The organism is Desulfobulbus elongatus DSM 2908 (assembly GCF_000621145.1).
GTDB lineage: Bacteria > Desulfobacterota > Desulfobulbia > Desulfobulbales > Desulfobulbaceae > Desulfobulbus > Desulfobulbus elongatus.
This window is the reverse complement of record NZ_JHZB01000001.1, coordinates 1-16,917: the sequence shown is the minus strand read 5'-3', so window position 1 is coordinate 16,917 and position 16,917 is coordinate 1. Positions and strand designations below refer to the sequence as shown.

At 61.6% G+C, this 16,917-nt stretch carries 15 protein-coding genes; 4 read left to right on the top strand and 11 right to left on the bottom strand.

Annotation, left to right across the window (positions count from 1 at the left end; all coding sequences use genetic code 11):
* Positions 1 to 5: 5 nt before the first annotated feature.
* Positions 6 to 575: a flavodoxin family protein gene (locus tag Q362_RS0100070; protein WP_028316998.1), complete on the top strand. Its 570-nt coding sequence runs from the start codon at positions 6 to 8 to the stop codon at positions 573 to 575.
* Positions 576 to 582: 7 nt separating this feature from the next.
* Here the strand turns inward: Q362_RS0100070 and Q362_RS0100065 are convergent, their stop codons facing one another.
* Entirely contained in the window at positions 583 to 882 is a 300-nt protein-coding gene (locus Q362_RS0100065; RefSeq protein WP_028316997.1) for a hypothetical protein, read from the bottom strand.
* Between the two features lie 408 nt (positions 883 to 1,290).
* On the opposite strand from Q362_RS0100065, the gene Q362_RS0100060 reads away from it, so the two are divergent.
* On the top strand, positions 1,291 to 2,121 hold the full coding sequence (locus Q362_RS0100060) for a nitroreductase family protein (protein ID WP_028316996.1): 831 nt from the start codon (positions 1,291 to 1,293) through the stop codon (positions 2,119 to 2,121).
* 20 nt (positions 2,122 to 2,141) lie between these two features.
* Entirely contained in the window at positions 2,142 to 3,263 is a 1,122-nt protein-coding gene (locus Q362_RS0100055; protein ID WP_157469761.1) for a glycosyltransferase, read from the top strand.
* Positions 3,264 to 3,354: 91 nt separating this feature from the next.
* Here the strand turns inward: Q362_RS0100055 and Q362_RS0100050 are convergent, their stop codons facing one another.
* The 10 genes from Q362_RS0100050 to Q362_RS23305 form a co-directional block, all read right to left on the bottom strand.
* Positions 3,355 to 6,552 (bottom strand): hypothetical protein, encoded by a 3,198-nt coding sequence (locus Q362_RS0100050; RefSeq protein ID WP_028316994.1) that lies wholly within the window; start codon positions 6,550 to 6,552, stop codon positions 3,355 to 3,357.
* A gap of 174 nt (positions 6,553 to 6,726) precedes the next feature.
* Positions 6,727 to 7,593, bottom strand: a complete 867-nt coding sequence (locus tag Q362_RS0100045; protein ID WP_028316993.1) for a metal ABC transporter permease — start codon at positions 7,591 to 7,593, stop codon at positions 6,727 to 6,729.
* On the bottom strand, positions 7,586 to 8,401 hold the full coding sequence (locus Q362_RS0100040) for a metal ABC transporter ATP-binding protein (protein WP_051553384.1): 816 nt from the start codon (positions 8,399 to 8,401) through the stop codon (positions 7,586 to 7,588). Before Q362_RS0100040 ends, Q362_RS0100045 begins: the two co-directional genes overlap by 8 nt.
* Positions 8,388 to 9,347: a metal ABC transporter substrate-binding protein gene (locus Q362_RS0100035; RefSeq protein WP_028316991.1), complete on the bottom strand. Its 960-nt coding sequence runs from the start codon at positions 9,345 to 9,347 to the stop codon at positions 8,388 to 8,390. Before Q362_RS0100035 ends, Q362_RS0100040 begins: the two co-directional genes overlap by 14 nt.
* A gap of 107 nt (positions 9,348 to 9,454) precedes the next feature.
* Positions 9,455 to 9,778 carry a hypothetical protein gene (locus Q362_RS0100030; protein ID WP_028316990.1) on the bottom strand — a complete coding sequence of 108 codons (324 nt, stop codon included), beginning with the start codon at positions 9,776 to 9,778 and terminating at the stop codon, positions 9,455 to 9,457.
* A gap of 41 nt (positions 9,779 to 9,819) precedes the next feature.
* A complete protein-coding gene (locus Q362_RS0100025; protein WP_028316989.1) occupies positions 9,820 to 10,620 on the bottom strand; it encodes an amidohydrolase family protein in 801 nt (266 codons plus the stop codon).
* A 47-nt stretch (positions 10,621 to 10,667) separates the two neighbouring features.
* Positions 10,668 to 13,382: a DEAD/DEAH box helicase gene (locus Q362_RS0100020; RefSeq protein ID WP_028316988.1), complete on the bottom strand. Its 2,715-nt coding sequence runs from the start codon at positions 13,380 to 13,382 to the stop codon at positions 10,668 to 10,670.
* On the bottom strand, positions 13,379 to 14,446 hold the full coding sequence (locus Q362_RS18400) for a PDDEXK nuclease domain-containing protein (protein WP_035215074.1): 1,068 nt from the start codon (positions 14,444 to 14,446) through the stop codon (positions 13,379 to 13,381). The genes Q362_RS0100020 and Q362_RS18400 overlap by 4 nt, the downstream gene beginning before the upstream one ends.
* A complete protein-coding gene (locus Q362_RS0100010) occupies positions 14,443 to 16,107 on the bottom strand; it encodes a site-specific DNA-methyltransferase (RefSeq protein WP_028316987.1) in 1,665 nt (554 codons plus the stop codon). Before Q362_RS0100010 ends, Q362_RS18400 begins: the two co-directional genes overlap by 4 nt.
* Positions 16,108 to 16,111: 4 nt before the next feature.
* Positions 16,112 to 16,726, bottom strand: a complete 615-nt coding sequence (locus Q362_RS23305) for a hypothetical protein (protein ID WP_157469759.1) — start codon at positions 16,724 to 16,726, stop codon at positions 16,112 to 16,114.
* Between Q362_RS23305 and Q362_RS22585 the strand changes: the two genes are divergently transcribed.
* Positions 16,716 to 16,917, top strand: a 202-nt coding sequence (locus Q362_RS22585) for a transposase (protein ID WP_157469757.1), incomplete at its 3' end; no start/stop codon positions are given. The two genes, Q362_RS23305 and Q362_RS22585, sit on opposite strands and share 11 nt — an antisense overlap.

Sequence of the window (16,917 nt, the reverse complement as noted above, 5' to 3'; positions counted from 1 at the left end):
GGGTTATGAACATCGTCAGCATCCACGGCAGCCCGAGAAAAAACGGCACCAGCGCCCGCATCGCCCGTGCCTTCACCGAAACCGCCGCCACCTACGGCGCCGCGGTCACCGACTATTCCCTCAACGCCATGCAGTACCGTGGATGCCAGGGTTGCGAGGGCTGCCATACCCGGTCCGACCGCTGTGTGCTCCTAGACGATGTCACCCCTGTCCTTGACCGTCTCCATGCCGCCGATATCGTCGTCTTTGCCGCGCCGATCTATTTCGGCGACACCTGCGGCCAGTTCAAGTCGTTCTTCGACCGGCTGTGGTCGCTGATCCGCACCGACGCCCCCGACGACGGGGAAAACTCCCGGCTGCCGCCGGGCAAGGTGGCGGTGCTCGTTCTCACCCACGTCGATGCGGCCGGGGCACACACCGATGTGGCCGAACGCTACGTCCGCAACCTGGAGTTCTGCGGCTTCGAGGTCAGGCCCCTGGTCGCCGGCGGTCTGCGCCTGCAACCGAACGGCGATATCGACGGCCACCTCCGGGCCGCGGCGGCGCTGGCCCGGGAGCTGGTGCGGGCCGGATAACGGCTGTTCAGGAACCGGCTGTTTCTTCGAGGAGTTCCCGGTACACCGCGTCGCCCACGGCCAGCACCTGGGCGCCGTACCGGGCAAAGCCGCGCAGCCGCTCCCGCTGCCGGGGAAAGTCCTCCAGGGGCAGATGTCCCTGGGCACAGAGGGCGAGCGCGAGCATCAGGGTGTTGTACGAGTCGAGCCCAAGCCGGCGGGCCTGCCGCAGCACCTGTTTGTCCTCGGACAGTACCGGCCGACCGAGGGCCTGCGCCGCCCGGCAGAGCAGGTCGTCGGTGGGGCCGGCGCCGGGTGCGGGCACCACCGAGGGCCTGCGCCGCCCGGCAGAGCAGGTCGTCGGTGGGGCCGGCGCCGGGTGCGGGCACCAGGACCGCCCCCTCCGGGTGCCTCCCGTATTCGGCGATCACCGGCGGGATGAGCAGCAGGTCGAAAACGTGGAGCGCCAGCGGCAGCAGGGCCAGCCGTTCGAGATAGATCAGGGTCGAGGTATCGATCACCCCGCCCCGGAGTGTGTGCAGTTGCCGTATGATCACTGTCTGTTGTCCATCCGCTGTGGCCACACGGCGGCCCGGAAGCTCCCGGCGCGGCCAAGCCGGCGCCCCTGCCGGACGGCAGGACAGAGAGGGCGGCCTGCCATCGGCTCTCCTGTCGAAACCTCCTTCCGGGCGACGGTGTCCCGTTTCGCCCCTTTCCCTACCGTGAGGAAAACGCCATGGACCTGCATTTCACCGTCAACCAGGAGCTGTGCATCCAGTGCGGGGCCTGCGTCGACGACTGCCCCTTTCATATCATCGAAATGGCGGCGGAGTATCCGGCGCTCAACCCCAAGCGGGTGCACCACTGCATCCGCTGCCAGCACTGTCTGGCGGTCTGCCCGACCGGCGCCCTGTCGATCCTGGGCCGCAACCCGGACGACTCCCTGCCCCTGCCGCAGAGCCTGCCCGGCAGCGCCCAGGTAACCGCGCTCATCAAGGGGCGGCGGTCGGTGCGCCGGTTCCTGCCGGAGCCGCTGACGGCCGAAGTGATCGACACCATGATCGCCACCGTGGCCAATGCCCCCACCGGCAAGAACAACCGGCAGTGCCTGTTCACGGTCATCGACGACCCGGCCACCATGGAGGTGTTCCGCCGCGAAACCATGGACGGACTGCGTCGGGCGGTGGCGGCAAAGCGTCTCAGCGAAAATCTGAGTTATTTCCGCCATGTGGTCACGGCCTGGGACCAGGGCCGCGACATCATCTTCCGCAATGCCCCCCACCTGCTCATGGTCTCGGTGCCGCCGGCCGTCACCACGCCCGACGCCGACATCATCATCGCCATGAGCTACTTCGAACTGCTGGCCGCCTCCATGGGCATCGGCACCCTGTGGAACGCCATGATCCGCTGGGCCCTGTCCACCATCGATGTCGACCTGTACCGGCGGCTGGGCATCCCCGACGACCACGTCAGGGGCTATACCCTTCTCTTCGGCCGGCCGACGGTGCAGTACCACCGCACCGTTCAGCGCGACGAGGCCATGATCAACCGGGTGCGGCTGGCGTGAGCGCCGGCCGATTTGCTGCCATGATGCCGCCGAACTGTGTGCCGACCAGGCCACCCCTTATCGTCCACACCGAATCGAGCCGGGCCTGGGGCGGCCAGGAGATTCGCACCCTGACCGAACTCAGGGAAATGCGGCGCCACGGTTTCCGCACCGGCCTGATCGCGCCGGCCGATGCCGAACTGGCCCGGCGGGCTGCCGCCGAGGACCTGCCGGTCCACGAGGCCTCGTTCGCCAAGCTCGATCCCCGCTCCTGGCTGCGCCTGTTCCGCTGCATCAGGACGCTCAAGCCCGCGGTGGTCAACACCCATTCCTCCGAGGATTCCTGGGTGGCCGGCGCCCTGGCCCGGCTCTGCCGCGTGCCGCTGGTCATCCGCACCCGCCATGTGCTGGCGCCGGTCTCCTCGACCCTGAGCTATCGGTTTCCGCAGGTCATCTTCACCTGCAGCGGCGCCATTGCCGACCAACTGGCGGCCCAGGGCATCGGGCCGGAGAAGATGGTGGTCCTCTCCACCGGCAACGACGAGGCCCGTTTCCGGTTTTCGCCGGAACACCGGCGGGCCGTCCGCCAGCACTACGGCATCGGCGAGCAGGAGATCCTGGTGGGCAACGTCGGTTTTCTCCGGCAGTACAAGGGCCACCGCTTCATCGTCAGGACGGCGGCGGTGATGCCTGCGCCCTACCGGTTCATGATCGTGGGCGGCGGCGGGGAGGAACTGCCCGCGCTGCAGGAGATGGTCCGCGATCTGGGCGTGGCGGACCGGGTGATCTTCACCGGGCACCAGGAGCAGCCGGAACGGTTTTTCAGCGCCTTCGATCTCTGCTTCTTTTCCTCGTATGAGGCCGAAGGCATCTCCCAGTCCCTGATCCAGAGCCTGCTCAACGGCCTGCCCGTGCTGGCCTGCCGGATTCCGTCGACCATGGAGCCGCTGCGCCTGGTCGAGGACTGCCGGCTGGTCGACTACGACGACGTCCCGGCCGCCCGCCAGGGATTGGCCGAACTGGCCGGCCTGCCGCGGCGCGATCCGGAGCGGATGGCCCGGCAGCATCAGCGCATTGCCGACCGCTACGGTATCGGCGCCATGGTGCGGATCCTGCTGGCCACCTACGGCCGCTACGGCATCCATCCTCCGTCTCCGCACTAAACCGCCCCTCCCCTGCCCAACCGTTCGCACATTGCCCGCGGCCGTTGCGGCCCCCCGCTTTTTCACCGGTCGGCACGCCTCCGGACAACGATCAGGCGGTGGCGAGCAGGCCGTACTTCTTCTGATACCGTTCCCGGAACCTGCCCATGGCCACCATGTCAAGCAGGTAGGCATCGGAGCGGTCGAGGTAAAAGGCAAGCGCCTTGGCGAAATTCCGCCCCACCATGCCGTCGACGAACACCTGGCTGATTTCCCGCTGCCGCTTGAGAACCAGTTGGGAACGGTAGAAGATGAGCCATTCCTCGGCGGACATCGTCGCCACGATCTGTTGCAGGGCCTTGCGCGCCCTGGGCTGGTACATCCAGATGTACATCAGGTCCAGGGCATTGGCGATGAACACCTTCTCCAGATCGTGGGCCTCTTCGTGAATGGCCGCAATCAGGGCCTTGGGCGACTGGAGCAGGTCGAGGACATCCTCTTCCGGAAAGAGCAGATCCAGACGGGCATAGGCCGAAAACATCTGGCTGAGCTTCTCCCGGTAATCGGCCAGCCGGATGCGGACATTGCTCTGCCGGTCGGCCAAGCCTTCGATCACCGCGGCCACGCAGTCCGAGGCGAGCTTGGAGATCACCGCGGCCCATTTCTGCAAGCCCTCCTCGACCTCCGGCACCATGCCCCAATGCAGCGCCACGGCCAGGCTGTCGTTGAAGAGAATGGCCAGAGGAATGGAGAAAATCGAGCGGAAAAAATTGCCGATGATCGCGCTGGGAGGCAAACCGCGCAGGGTGTTGTGGGTGGAGATGTAGACGCCGTTGGCCAGGGCCATCACCGAATAGAGCGCCAAGGGGCTGGTGGAGGTGGTGATGCCCAGTTGCTGCTGCAACAACAGGGTCTTGACCAGGTAATCGAGCAGCGGCACCGAAAAGCCGGTGTAGAAGAGGGAATCGGCGATCCGGCTCCAGCTCACCAGGGAATTCCACGGCAGCAGAGGCGAGCGCTTGAGCCCCCCGCCGCCCAGGATCGACTGAATGATATTGCGGACACCGGTGATGCCGAACCAGATAAAGGCCCCGAGATAGGCCAGCACCCACCAATCCTTGGTCAGGGCGAAGGTGAGGAAGGCCGGCACGAACCCGGCCGCGATCTTGAGGGTATTGCGCAGGTGCGTATTGAGGTACCGCGGGGACGGCCTGCCGGTCCTGCCCTTGTTCAGGCCCGGATGCACATCGATCGAGGGCGCGCGGCGGACGCCGCCCAAGGTGGCGATGTTGCCGTCGGCCCCGGGATGCACCTCGAACCGGTCCAGGCTCCAATCGCTCCATTTCAACGGACCGTCGCCGCGACTCCTGCCTTGCATGTTCCGCACAATCCGTTGCGACCAGGGCAGGGAGGGCGGCGCTTCCCCTCGGCGATGGTGGTGATGGATCATCCGGGCGCTGACCGGGATGAGCTTGCGCTGATCCCCCCAATGTTCCAGCATGACCTGGCGCACGGCCCGTTGCGGCAGGGTGTCCACCACCACCAGCCCCATGCCGTGCTGGAGCTGCGACTGCCCGGTCGAGCCCGAGCCGATGCGGGAACCGAGGTAGCGTTTGTTGTAATGGCTGTGGAACGACTCGATATTGATGAGGATGTCGAGCAGGTCGTCCCGGCGCCGGTTCATCGCCGCCAGTTCGGCGTGCAGGGCGGCCAGGTTGTCCGGCGGCTGCGGCTGCGCCTTCCCTTCCTCGCACCGTTTCTCCATGACCAGGCGAGTCTGCTCGAAATCCCAGATAATGGCCCGGATCGCCCGTTTCAGGGCGATGACGTTGTCCTCGTTCAGGGCCTTCTGCAGCACGTTGATCAGCCTGTAGTTCCGTGCCGGACTGCTGATGTCCACCGCCTCGCCGGCGAAACCGCTGCCCTTGACCGAGGCCAGCGCGGTCATGCCGTGGCCCGAGTCCTTGAGGTTGAAGGCCTCGATATGGGTGATCCGCCCCTGGCAGATGTAGAGCAGTTCCAGGGTGTCGTGAATCGAGAGATTGCTCAGGTTCAAGGTGAAGCGCGAACCCGAATGCATGGAGGCGAGCCGGCCCAGCAGTTCGGGCGGGGCCAGATGCATCAGCGGGGGCTGGCCTTCGTCGTGGGGCACCGTGGGATCGTGCAGGCCGGGATTGCGCGGGGGCTGGAGATACCGGTTGATGAGGCCCTCGAGGTCGAGTTTGGCCATCTTGCGGGAACAGGCCCACAACAGCTCTTCCCGTCTGTCGCTGTCCAGGAGGGAATCCCGGTGGATCCGGCGCACCTCGGCTTCGAGCAGGGCGCGGTAGTGGTTCTGGATGAATTTGGCGAGATGGAGAAGCGAAGGCTGGCCGGTGCCGACGAAGCGGAGGAACTGGTCCGGGTCCAGCGGCTGGCTCTCCACCTCCAGCTCCCGGTCCAGGACCGGTCGATGGACGGTGTTGAAGGAGGCGATCACCTCGAGCACATAGCGCTGCTGGTAGAGGGAAACCTGCCGGCCCTGGTCGAGCATCTCCCGCACCGCTTCCTCCCGCAGGAACTGCAGCAGGCTGTGCCGGTCGAAAAAGCCCTCCAGTTCCCAGATGAAGCGGACGAACTTGTTGCGGAAACGCGACGAGAACTCGATGCCGATACGGACATGGATGTCGAGAATCTCCCCGGCCTCGAGCAGTTCCTCCACCACCTCCTGTTCGACATGGTTGTAGTACACCACGGTCAGCTTGCGGATGCCCTTGATCCAGGCATCCATCAGCAGGTGGGTGGGCGATTTCCTCCCCTTGGTGTTGGCGTCGTGGACGTGGTCGTCAAAGGCGAACTGGTTCCACTCCTCCGGCATCTCCAGAAGGTGGTACTTGGCCAGCTCCTTGCGCACCAGGCGCGGCTTGCCGGTGTAGACCATGCGGAAATCGTGCGCCAGTTCCAACTGCCGCACCTCGTTGCCCTCGTGGCGCACCAGTTCCTTGATGATCTGCATCAGCACCCGGGCGGTGTTCTTGTGATAGAACGAGGTGGCGGAACTGAAGACCTCGTCGCGCAGACTGCGCAGGGCGACGATCCGGTCGTGGGCCTTGCCCGCCTCGAGCGAGCCGAGCAGCCTGACGATGGCGTAGGCGACCCGCAGGCCGGTGGAGGCGGCCATCTCCTTGATGCCGTGGGGATGCATGTAGGGGGTCATCAGCGAACTCACCGACTGCTGCGGCCGGGAGCGCTGCTTGAGCACATCGTTGACGATGCCCAGCAGTTTGTAGTCGTTGGTGTCGAAAAAAAGCCGGGAAGGCCGATGCTTCATGGGGTCAGGTCGTCAGCAGGGGGAACGACGGGCTGCCGGGCCGGCAATCCGCTCAACATTGTTGACAGGATAGTACCATACTTCGGCGGATGGCGATAGGGCGGCGGAGAGTCGGAACGGTTCCGGGCCGGCAGGCGCAGTCGCTTTTCCGGCGACGGGCCGCCGGTGCGGCGCTCAGAGCGGCTGTTCCCGGCGGTGGGCCACCGCCAGCATGCTGAGCGCGAACCAGCCGCAGGCCACCAGGATGACCGTGGCGCCGGTGGCGGTCCGGGCCCAGTCCTGGGCGGAGAGCACCAGTCCGGCCACGGCCGAGCTCAGGCTGATCAGCAGGGTCCACCAGAACATGGCGCCGGCCGAGCGGGCGAAATTGCGCGCCGAGGCCGCCGGCACGATCAGCAGGGCGGTGACCAGCAGCACGCCCACCGCCTGCACCGCGAACATGACGATCAGGGCGAGCAGGCCGGCGAAGAGGTATTGCAGCGCCGCCACCCGAACCCGGTGCGCCCGGGCCAGGGTCGGATTGAGGCCGATGTAGAGCAGGCGGTTGTAGCTGAGCGCCTGGAAGGTCATCAGGGTCAGAAAAAGTCCCATAAGCGCGATGATCTGGCCGTCGCTGATGGTGAGGATGTCGCCGTAGAGAAACCGCTGCAGATCGCGGGCGAGCGACCGGTCCCGGCTGACGATGGCCAGGCCGAAGGCGACCATGGCTGAGAAAAAGACCCCGATCACCGTGTCGGAGGAGAGGTTGGACGAGCGCTGCATGAGCATGATCCCCAGCCCCACCAGCAGGCCGAAGGCCGGCATGGTCCAATCGGGGTCCAGGGCGAGGAGCAGGCCCAGGGCCACGCCGGCAAAGGCGGAATGGCTGATAGCGTCGGCAAAAAACGACATGCGGAAGTTGACCACCAGGATGCCCATGGCGGCGGTCATCGGCGCCAGCAGGAGCAGGCCGGCCAGGGCCTGCTGCATGAAGCGGGCCTGGAGGCAGTCGAAGGGCAGCAACTGGGCGAGCAGATTGTAGAGCGGCGACAGATCAGGCATCGGGCCGCTCCTGGCAGCAGGGGGCCGAGCAGACCGCCCGGTCGCCGGGCATGGAGCGGGAGTTGACCAAGCCCATGTGCATGCCGAAAATGGCGGTGAGATTGTCGTCGGTCAGGGTCTGCCGGGGCGGGCCCTCGGCCGCCACCTTGCGGTTGAGGCAGATCACGTGGGTGGCGTGGTGGGTGACCGTGGCCAGGTCGTGGCTGACCATCAGCTGGGTGAAGCCCCGCTGCCGGCGCAGGTCGTCGAGCAGTTCGCAGAAGATCAACTCTCCCTGGAAATCGACCCCGGCCGAGGGTTCGTCCAGGACCAGCAGGTCGGGCTCCTGCCGCAGGGCCAGGGCCAGCAGCACCCGTTGCAGCTCGCCGCCGGACAGGGCACCGACGATGCGGCCGGCCAGATGGTCCGCCTTGACCAGGGTCAGCGCCTCCATGGCCCGGCGGCGCAGAGCGGTGTCGATGCCGAACCACAGCGGTTTTTTCTGAAAGCCCATGGCCAGGAACTCGGCCACGGTCAGCGGCATGCCCCGGTCGAAGGCGAGCCGCTGGGGCACATAGCCGATGCGGGGCGGCCGGCCGTCGGCGCCGAAGACGATGCGGCCCCGGTAGTCGATTTCGCCCAGCAGGGCCAGCAGCAGCGTGGTTTTTCCCGCGCCGTTGGGACCGATGATCGCGGTGCAGCTCCCCCTGGGCGCAATGGCGCTCACCCGGTCGAGGATGGAAATGCCGCCGCGCTCGACCGTGACCTCGTCAAAACGGACGGCGAACTCCGCAGGCCGGTACCGGGGCAAGGGATCAGCGGCTGCCAAGGGTCTGTTCCAGGATGGTCATGTTGCGCCGCATCACCTGCTCGTAATAGTCAAGCGGCGCCTGCTCCGGGCCGTTGGCCACCGGGTCGAGCCGGGCGGCGACAATGCCGGCCTCCCTGGCGATGGCGGCGCCGACCGCTTCCGGATACTGCGGTTCGGTGAACAGCGCCCCGGCCCTTTTCGCCCTGATGGCGGCCACCAGGGCGAGCATCTCGGCGGCGGCGGGGTTCTGGCCGGCATGGTCCTGGACCACGGCCACCACCTCAAGCCCCATGTCCCGCGCCAGGTAGTCGAACACCCCGTGCTGGGTCACGATCCGCTTGTTGGCCAGGCGCCCGCCCAAGGCGGCCATGTCGTCGGCCAGCCGGTTCAGTCGCTGGCCGTAGGCCTGGGCGTTGGCGGCATAACGGGCGGCGCCGGCGGGGTGCGCCTCGGCCAGCCCCCTGGCGATGGCGGCGGCCTGAAGCGCCGCCATGCGCGGGCTGGCGAACAGATGCGGATTGGGGCCATGGTCGTGGCCGTCTCCGGCCGATTTGTGCCCGTGGCCGTCTTCGTCGTGCTCGCCGGCGGCATAGGCGAGAATCCGGGCGATCCCCTGGGAGCTGTCGACGATCTTCAGGCGCGGATTGGCTTTCTGCACCGGTGCGCCGAGAAACTCCTCCAGGCCGAGACCGTTGACGACGAGCACGTCGGCAGCCGCCAGCTTGCGCATATCCTGCGGCGTCAGGGCGTAGTCGTGCGGGCAGCCCATCGCCGCCGGGATCATCAGGTCGATGTCGATGCCCTCGACCCCCTGGCCGATGTTACGGGCGATCTGATAGACGGGAAAGGTGGTGGCCAGAATCCGCACCGTCTGCTCCGCTGCCCAGGCGGACGGCCGGTGCAGCGTGAGGAGGAGGCAACAGACGGCCATGAGGAGAAAGAATTTGCGGTTTGTTGGTGGCATGGTCGGGTCTCCTTGCGCGCTTCCGCATGATCGGATTCATGTTCGCTACTATAGCGGGCCGGCATCCGCCGTCAATCGGTATTGCGCCGGGTGCCGGCACAAGGGGCTCAGCGGCCGGATTTGCTTTTCTCCAGCCGGTATCCTTTGGCAAACATGCACTGCTCGAACATCCTTTCCTCGGCCACCGAGCGCTCCAGGTCCTGGTCCTGGCCGGCAGCGGCGGCAAAAGGGTCCCGATAGGCCGCCCTGGCCGCTTCCCGCCGGCAGCCGGCGGCATCACGATCAAACTCGGCCTGGCTGAGCCCCCCTTTGGTCCATTGCCGCGGCTGGGCACAGCCGCCGAGGAGCACGGCAGCCAGCAACGCCAGGCAGGCCAGGAGAGCGAGAGGGGCGCGCGCCCCGCTGCGGATGGTGTTGGTCGCGGTTCGCATGTTTCGTCATCCTCCTGTTTTTCGTGGCATGAAGGTGCCCGCTAGCCGGCGTACCCCAGCAGGCGGCGGGCGTTGCCGCTGACGATCCGCTCGAAGAGGGCATCGGGCAGACCGAGTTCGGCCAGCATTTTCAAGGTGGCGGCCTGGTCGGTCCAGGGGGAATCGGTTCCGAACAGCAGATATTCGGCCGGATGAGCGAGCAGGATCTCCCGGATGCGCTCCCGGTCGAGGGAATCGAAGGCAAAGGAGATTTCCATGTAGATCGGCTTGCCGGCGAGCAGATGGCGGACATCGTCCCATTCGTCCCAGCCGCCCAGATGGGTGGCGATCAGCCGGAGATCGGGAAATTGCCGGCAGACCTCGACAATCCGCCGGGGATCGGCCTTGCGGATGCGGGGAAAGGCGATGTCGTAGCCGGCATGGATCACCAGGATGGTGCCCAGTTCGCTCATCCGTTCATACAAGGGGAACAGGCGCTCGTCGTCGAAAAAATAATCCTGGTAATAGGAGTGCATCTTGACTCCCTTGAAGCCCTCGGCATGGATGGTCTCGAGGTGGGGCAGCAAGTCGGGATCGTCAGGATGCAGCGAGGGGAAGGGCTCGATCCGCTCGGAGCGGATGGCCTTGGACCAGTCGAGGATGGGGGAAAACTGTTCCGGCCGGGTGGCGATGGAGCAGAGCACCGACCGTTCGACGCCGCTTCTGGCCATGGAATCGAGCAGGGCCGCGATGGTGCCGTCGAGATAGGCCTTGATGCCGCCTTCCCGCTCCAGGGCCGGGATGGCCTTGCTGGCGACCTGGTCGGGAAAGGCATGGGTGTGGATATCAATGGCAAGCGCCATGGAGTTTCTCCTGAATAGTAGAAGTACGATTTTTATAATACATTCTTTCACATGCCATACATCTGCGTCAACCCGGTGATCGTCATATTGGTGGCAATGCCATCGTGCGGAATCAGCACGTAACGCCATGGTTTTCCTCCGTGGCTTTTGGCATATTCCGTGGCATTGACGCACCATTTGACGGCAACCTCTTTCTTGGCAAGTACGATGGGGTCCTGCATCTGGTTACTCGCCTTGGGCTCCAGCATGTAGATTGTGCTCTCGGTTTCAGCGACAAAATCGGGTTGATATTCCAGGTGATCCGCACCGTGACGATAAAAGATCTGGAACTGCCCCTTGGCGGGTTTGAACCATTTCACGGCATCCCTCTCCATAATAACGGCCAGCTTGCGTTCCGCATCCGAGTCAAATTTCTGCACCGGGTACAGGCACCGTGTAAACCCGCTAAAGAGATAACGGGACATATTGCTTTTATCCGCCGGCGAGACCTTATAATCGGCTGGCGGCTCATTGGTCTTGCAGGTGTAAGCGCTTGGTTTCAACTCGGTGAATCCTTTGCTCACCTTCACCTCATACTCTGCGACTTCCTCCCAGTAATGTTTCTGCATCTGGGCATAGATGAAGCGGGCAATTTCATGCTGATGGCAACGCACTACATCAATGACCTCGTCCACCTGTAAATAACTCTCAAAATGACGCACAGCCTGCCCCGCCAAATCGTAAAGCAGGTCTGCGTGGTCATCGTAGGAAATATCGTTGAAGTCCATCAGGCAGCGGACGATGTAGTTCTCCGTGCGCGGCTCTTCGCTACAGCCACGAGCCGGAGTCACGGCCATTCCTTCTCCGGTGCGGAGATACTGTACCCATAAATCCTCGGATACCGGCGGATAATTCAGGATGCCGAGATCAAGGGTGAACGGCTTGAACCCGGACTTCACCACGCCCTTGGGCACCACCAGGATGCGAGGGATATCGATGGTTTGCTCGGTCACCAATTCCACTGTTTTGGCCACGACAGCCGCGATATCCGGCTTGACCGTGAAACCTTCCAAGGCCAGCTGCGCCGGTTGTTGTGCCTCCACGGCCTTGACTATAGCGGCTTGGATCTCCGGATCTTTCAGATGGTTGACCGATGGCAGCAACTGCGGCTTGTTCTCATATCCCTTGATCACTTCCCAGGCGGTCTTCGCCACCTGTTGTTCCTGCGCTCCGGTGAAGACCGGTTGCACCTCCTGTCCTGCCATGGCGGTACTCGCAGTCACCAGGGCCGGGCGTAAGCCCAGCTTGGTCGCCAGTTGCGACTGCGACACCACGGTTGCGGTTTTCTTCTCCAGCTCCGAACCATCAATCACTACTGCCTGCATGCGGATGACGGAATCAGGCCGATTGGCTTCGTCGATAATTTCCTGAAACTTGTCATGGGCAACGATGTTGAGCCGATCCACCGGTGTCACCCCGGTGCGTTTACCGTAGGGCAGCCGCAGCCCCCGGCCGATGGATTGCTCAATGAGGATGCGGGCATTGGCAGCCCGAAGCGGCACAATGGTATAGAGGTTGGTCACGTCCCAACCCTCTTTGAGCATGTTGACGTGGATGACAATCTCGGTTGGCTCCTCGGTCTGTTCCACCCGCAGCAGCCGCTCAATCATTTCTTCCTCATCCTTACCGGTCTTGCTCGAATCCACCTGGATGACCTTGTCGGTATAGCGCCCTTTAAAAAAGGCTTCGGACTGGATCATCCGCAACAGTTGTCCGGCATGGGTGGTGTCGCGGGCAATGACGAGCAGGAAGGGCTTGACGATGGCTTGCAGAGTCTCGCGGGCATAGGTTTCCAACTCCACCTTGACGCTCTCATGGAGCCGGATACCGTCTTCCAGTTTCAACCGCTCGATCTCCTCCACCGACATCCCGGCCGGATTGAAGTCCTTACGGGTCACCACCGCCGGTTCCTTGACAAAGCCGTCGCTCATGGCCCGTCCCAGGGGATAGTCGTAGATGACGTTCTTGAACGCCACTCCGCCCTTATTGGTTTCCACAAAGGGGGTGGCGGTCAATTCCAGGCCGAGGATTGGCTTCAACTCGTTGATGGCCCGCACGCCGGCGCTGGCCCGGTAGCGGTGCGATTCATCCATGAGCAGAACCAGGTCCGGCAGGCCGGCCAGATAATCGAAATAACTCTCGCCGATATACTCGGAGAGCCGCTTAATACGCGGCGACTTGCCGCCCCGGACCTCGGAGTTGATCTTGGAGATATTGAAGATGTTGATGTGAACACCGGTTTCCTGAAAAAAGCCTGGTAGACGGTTATCACGCCGCGCCGCCTCTCGCACCCCCACTCCGCTCTCGTAGGTATCGCCGGTGATGACCGTCGGCGGGTCAGTGGCGAACTCGGCGATTCCTTTGAATACATACTTGGGCGTGTTCGGGGTGAAATCGGCAATCAGCTTGTTGTAGATGGTGAGATTCGGCGCCAGCACAAAGAAATTGCAGATGCCGTGAGCAAGATGCAGGTAGCTGACAAAGGCCCCCATGAGGCGGGTCTTGCCCACCCCGGTGGCCAGGGCAAAGCAGAGCGAGGGGAATTCCCGCTCAAAATCGGTGACCGACGGATATTCGCTGCGGATCACCTCCAGTACGGCGGCGGTGTCCGCCTCCTTGCCCGGCGGCGCGATTTCAGTGATGCGGTGCAAAATCTCAAGGGATTCCCGCTGCGGTTGCCGCAGGGACAGCCGACCGGAGATGGCGTTGACGTGACGGTTCATGGCCCCACCTCTCTTCGGTGTTCCAGTTGCAAATCGATGTGTTCTTTCGCCTGAGCAATAGCCTTGTGGAGTTCCTGTTCAAGAATCTCGCGAGGCGGCAATTCGGTGAGGTATTTCGCCACCCGGATACCGCTTTGCTCAAGAGCGAGCAGTTTAACGGTTTCTTGTTTTTTCCCGGAACAGAGGATCAGGCCGATGGGCGTTTTTTCATCGGGCTGTCGTTCATATTTATCCAGCCAGCGCAGATACAATTCCATTTGTCCCTTATCGGCCGGTTTGAACTCGCCCAGTTTCAATTCGATAGCCACCAACCGTTTTAAGCGTCGATGAAAGAAGAGCAGATCAAGGTAATAATCGTCGTTATCCACCTGGATGCGCTTTTGACGGGCGACAAAGGTAAATCCGACACCGAGTTCCATGAGAAATTTTTCCAGTTCCCGAAGGATGGCGCCTTCCAGATCCTTTTCCAGGTAGCGGTCCGTGAGCCCAAGAAAATCGAGGAAGTAGGGATCACGGAAGACCAGATCCGGTGTGAGCCGGTCTTCGTCGCGCAGGCCATCCAGTTCCAGGCGGATCAGTTCGTCGGGTTTCTTGGACAGGGCGGTGCGCTCGAAGAGCATTGAGTCGATCTTCTTTTGCAGGGTGCGGGTATTCCAACTTTCAATCCGGCACATTTCAGCATAGAAATCGCGCTTGAGTGGATCATCAAGGTAGATGATGGCCTTGAAATGACTCCAACTTAATTTTGCAGACAGCGCCTGCAAAATATCGCTATCGGGAAAGGTCTCCGCCAACCGAACCATATAGGCAAGATTACGTTCGCTCCAACCGCGTCCAAAGTCACGAAGCAATTTTGCAGACAGTGTCGGCAAAATCTCCGCGCCATAGGCTGCCCGCTCCCCTTGCAGGAGTTCTTTGCTGATCCGTTTGCCGACCCGCCAGTACAGCATGGTCAAAGCGGTGTTGACCGTTACCGCAACGGAAGAGCGGGTTTCTTCGATCAAGCTGCGGAATTCATGAAAAAGCGTGTCGGCAAGTTGAACTGGTGTTTGTTTTTTGGTCATGACGCTTCCTCGCCGAACAGCGATGCCTGTCGTGGCCGTCTTTTTCCAGATTTTTCTGCTTCTTCCAGAGGCAGTGATGGCGGTGGCGGAGGCGCTGCCGGCAGGTTCTCCACCTTGAGGCTGTAGTCGTCATGGCCCCATTCGCAGCGGCTCAGCACCTGGCGGGGAATTTTTTTGACCGTGAGATTGGCGTAGTCGCCCCGGCCCCGAAAGGCGGTACAGAGCACCAGCAGGGATCGCCCCTCGCCCACCTCGTCGGACAGCTCCTGCAACTGCTCATGGGTGAGACTGGCGGTGGTCACATAGATGAAATCCTGCTCGGTGGAATGGCCGTGCTGCCAGTAGACGGAATCGGAGGGCGCATAGCGAAAGCCCTCCAGCTTGCACAGGGCCTCGGCCAGCATGGCGGCGTTGTAGCTTTGATTGATCACCCAATTGCCCCAACGGTCCGTTTCCAAAAGCGACGGCGCCAGGCGGTAGTAGCGGAAGCCGCCGCCGCCTTGCCAATTGACCGCCTTGCTGATCCCACCCTGGTCCTCGCCGTCGATGACTTTTTTTAATCGCGGGATGATGTGGGTGTGGCAGTGTTCGCCCAGTTCCACCATGATCCATCGGCGGCCCATCTTGTGGGCGACAGCACCGGTGGTGCCGGAACCGGCAAAGGAGTCGAGAACGAGGTCGCCGGGGTTGGTGGCAATTGACAGGATCAAGTGAAGTAACTTTTCGGGTTTCGGTGTAGAAAATGCCTCGTCGTCAGGAAATAGAGCTAGTATTTCTTTTTTTGCAGCCTGATTATCACCAGCTTCGGCGGCCAAGAAAATAGAGTTTGGAACAAGTCCTTTTTCTTCTCCTGCATAGGTTTTTATTCTCGGTCTACCATTGCCATTATTGGGAAAATACACCCTTCCTTCTGATAAATACCTATTGAAGACCTCTTCTGTTGCTCCCCAGCACCTCTCTTTCGGAGGATCGAGCAATAGGCCAGTTGGTGTTTTAATTTTATACATCTGGTTTGGACGCCATCCTTGAGCACTAAAAGGGATAGACCGCCAAGGCCCTGCGGGATCGTCATCAGGGTTAGAAAAGCCAGATTCGTTTGAAGGAAGAAGGTTGCGATAATTTTTCCAGTCTAAAGAACCGACCTTTGAATAAAGCAGTAAATGGTCATGTGAAGATCCAATTGCCGCCCTGTTTTCTCTAGAAGTTCTCTTTTGCCAAATAATGTTGGAGATGAAAGATTTTCTCCCGAACACCTCATCACACAACACCTTCAAATAATGGCACTCGTTGTCGTCAATAGTAATCCACAGTGAACCATCCTCAGCCAGCAGCCGCCGGATGATCTCCAACCGGTCCCGCATCAGTGACAGCCAGATGGAGTGCTCCACTCCGTCGTCATAATGAGTAAAGGCGCTGCCGGTGTTGTACGGCGGATCAATGAACACGCACTTTACCTTACCGGTAAACTCCTGCTCCAGGGCCTTCAAGGCCAACAGGTTGTCGCCGAAGATCAACCGGTTGTCGAACAGATCCGCCTCCGTCACCCGATGCCCGGCATGATATGACAACTCCTGATCCTCCAGCAGGATGCGCGGCTCCAACCTTGGCCGCTCCTCCTTGCCGATCCAGGTCAATTCAAGTTTTTGTTTTTTTCCAGTCATTATTTCAATTCGGTTTTTTATAAGGGTGCAAACGGCGGGTCTCACCGGTTGTAGCCCAATAGCTTCCCGACTTCCCATTTCTCGGCCATCCGGCTTGTTCATCGGTGAGAACCGACACCAGATCGAGAACCTGCTGAGCAAACCCCAAGGCATCTGCATCAAGCAGTTCAAAAGAAAGTTGGTTGAAATGACAGCCAAAGACATTTCTGGCTTGGGCGACCCTACTCAACTCGTCTAGAAAAGGGGCCAACGCAACCATTTCATAAACAGGAAGGCCATCCGCAGCGGTTTCTTTGAGCACTTCGACTTTCAGTGCTTGGCGAAGTTTTTTGTCAACAGCAGGCAATAAATCCCCGATTGTGTAGAGCCCACTTGCCCTAAGGGGGACCGAACATTCATAATGTTGAGCCAGAAAATTAAGTGCAAATTCAAGAATAAATCCAGCTTTGGCGCATACCAGTTGAGGGTCTGGCGGACTCTCAGCCAATAGTAATCGGAGTCGCTCAATATCTGGGGTGCTCTTAATTAAGTGCTTATCCACAAATAATTTGCTCGCAATTTTCCTGCCACCAGCTAATATCCGTTGAAACCAAGCAACGGGGGGAGAAATGGCACGCATCAAAACCTGGGAAATTTCGGATGCATTCTGGGCGATCGTTGAACCGTTGATCCCCACAGATCTGCGAGAAGCCGGAAAAGAATATACTCGTAAGCCGGGCGGCGGCCGAAAGCCGAAGTATTCGAACCGACTCTTTTTCTCCGCAATAGTGTACGTCCTGAGGACAGGAATCATCTGGAACGCCTTGCCGC

Excerpts from the sequence above, each read along its gene's own strand:
- Q362_RS0100070 (WP_028316998.1), top strand. The coding sequence starts at position 6 with ATGAACATCGTCAGCATCCACGGCAGCCCGAGAAAAAACGGCACCAGC.
- Q362_RS0100060 (WP_028316996.1), top strand. The coding sequence starts at position 1,291 with ATGGACCTGCATTTCACCGTCAACCAGGAGCTGTGCATCCAGTGCGGG.
- Q362_RS0100055 (WP_157469761.1), top strand. The coding sequence starts at position 2,142 with ATGATGCCGCCGAACTGTGTGCCGACCAGGCCACCCCTTATCGTCCAC.
- Q362_RS0100050 (WP_028316994.1), bottom strand. The coding sequence starts at position 6,552 with ATGAAGCATCGGCCTTCCCGGCTTTTTTTCGACACCAACGACTACAAA.
- Q362_RS0100045 (WP_028316993.1), bottom strand. The coding sequence starts at position 7,593 with ATGCCTGATCTGTCGCCGCTCTACAATCTGCTCGCCCAGTTGCTGCCC.
- Q362_RS0100035 (WP_028316991.1), bottom strand. The coding sequence starts at position 9,347 with ATGCCACCAACAAACCGCAAATTCTTTCTCCTCATGGCCGTCTGTTGC.
- Q362_RS0100030 (WP_028316990.1), bottom strand. The coding sequence starts at position 9,778 with ATGCGAACCGCGACCAACACCATCCGCAGCGGGGCGCGCGCCCCTCTC.
- Q362_RS0100025 (WP_028316989.1), bottom strand. The coding sequence starts at position 10,620 with ATGGCGCTTGCCATTGATATCCACACCCATGCCTTTCCCGACCAGGTC.
- Q362_RS0100020 (WP_028316988.1), bottom strand. The coding sequence starts at position 13,382 with ATGAACCGTCACGTCAACGCCATCTCCGGTCGGCTGTCCCTGCGGCAA.
- Q362_RS18400 (WP_035215074.1), bottom strand. The coding sequence starts at position 14,446 with ATGACCAAAAAACAAACACCAGTTCAACTTGCCGACACGCTTTTTCAT.
- Q362_RS0100010 (WP_028316987.1), bottom strand. The coding sequence starts at position 16,107 with ATGACTGGAAAAAAACAAAAACTTGAATTGACCTGGATCGGCAAGGAG.
- Q362_RS23305 (WP_157469759.1), bottom strand. The coding sequence starts at position 16,726 with ATGCGTGCCATTTCTCCCCCCGTTGCTTGGTTTCAACGGATATTAGCT.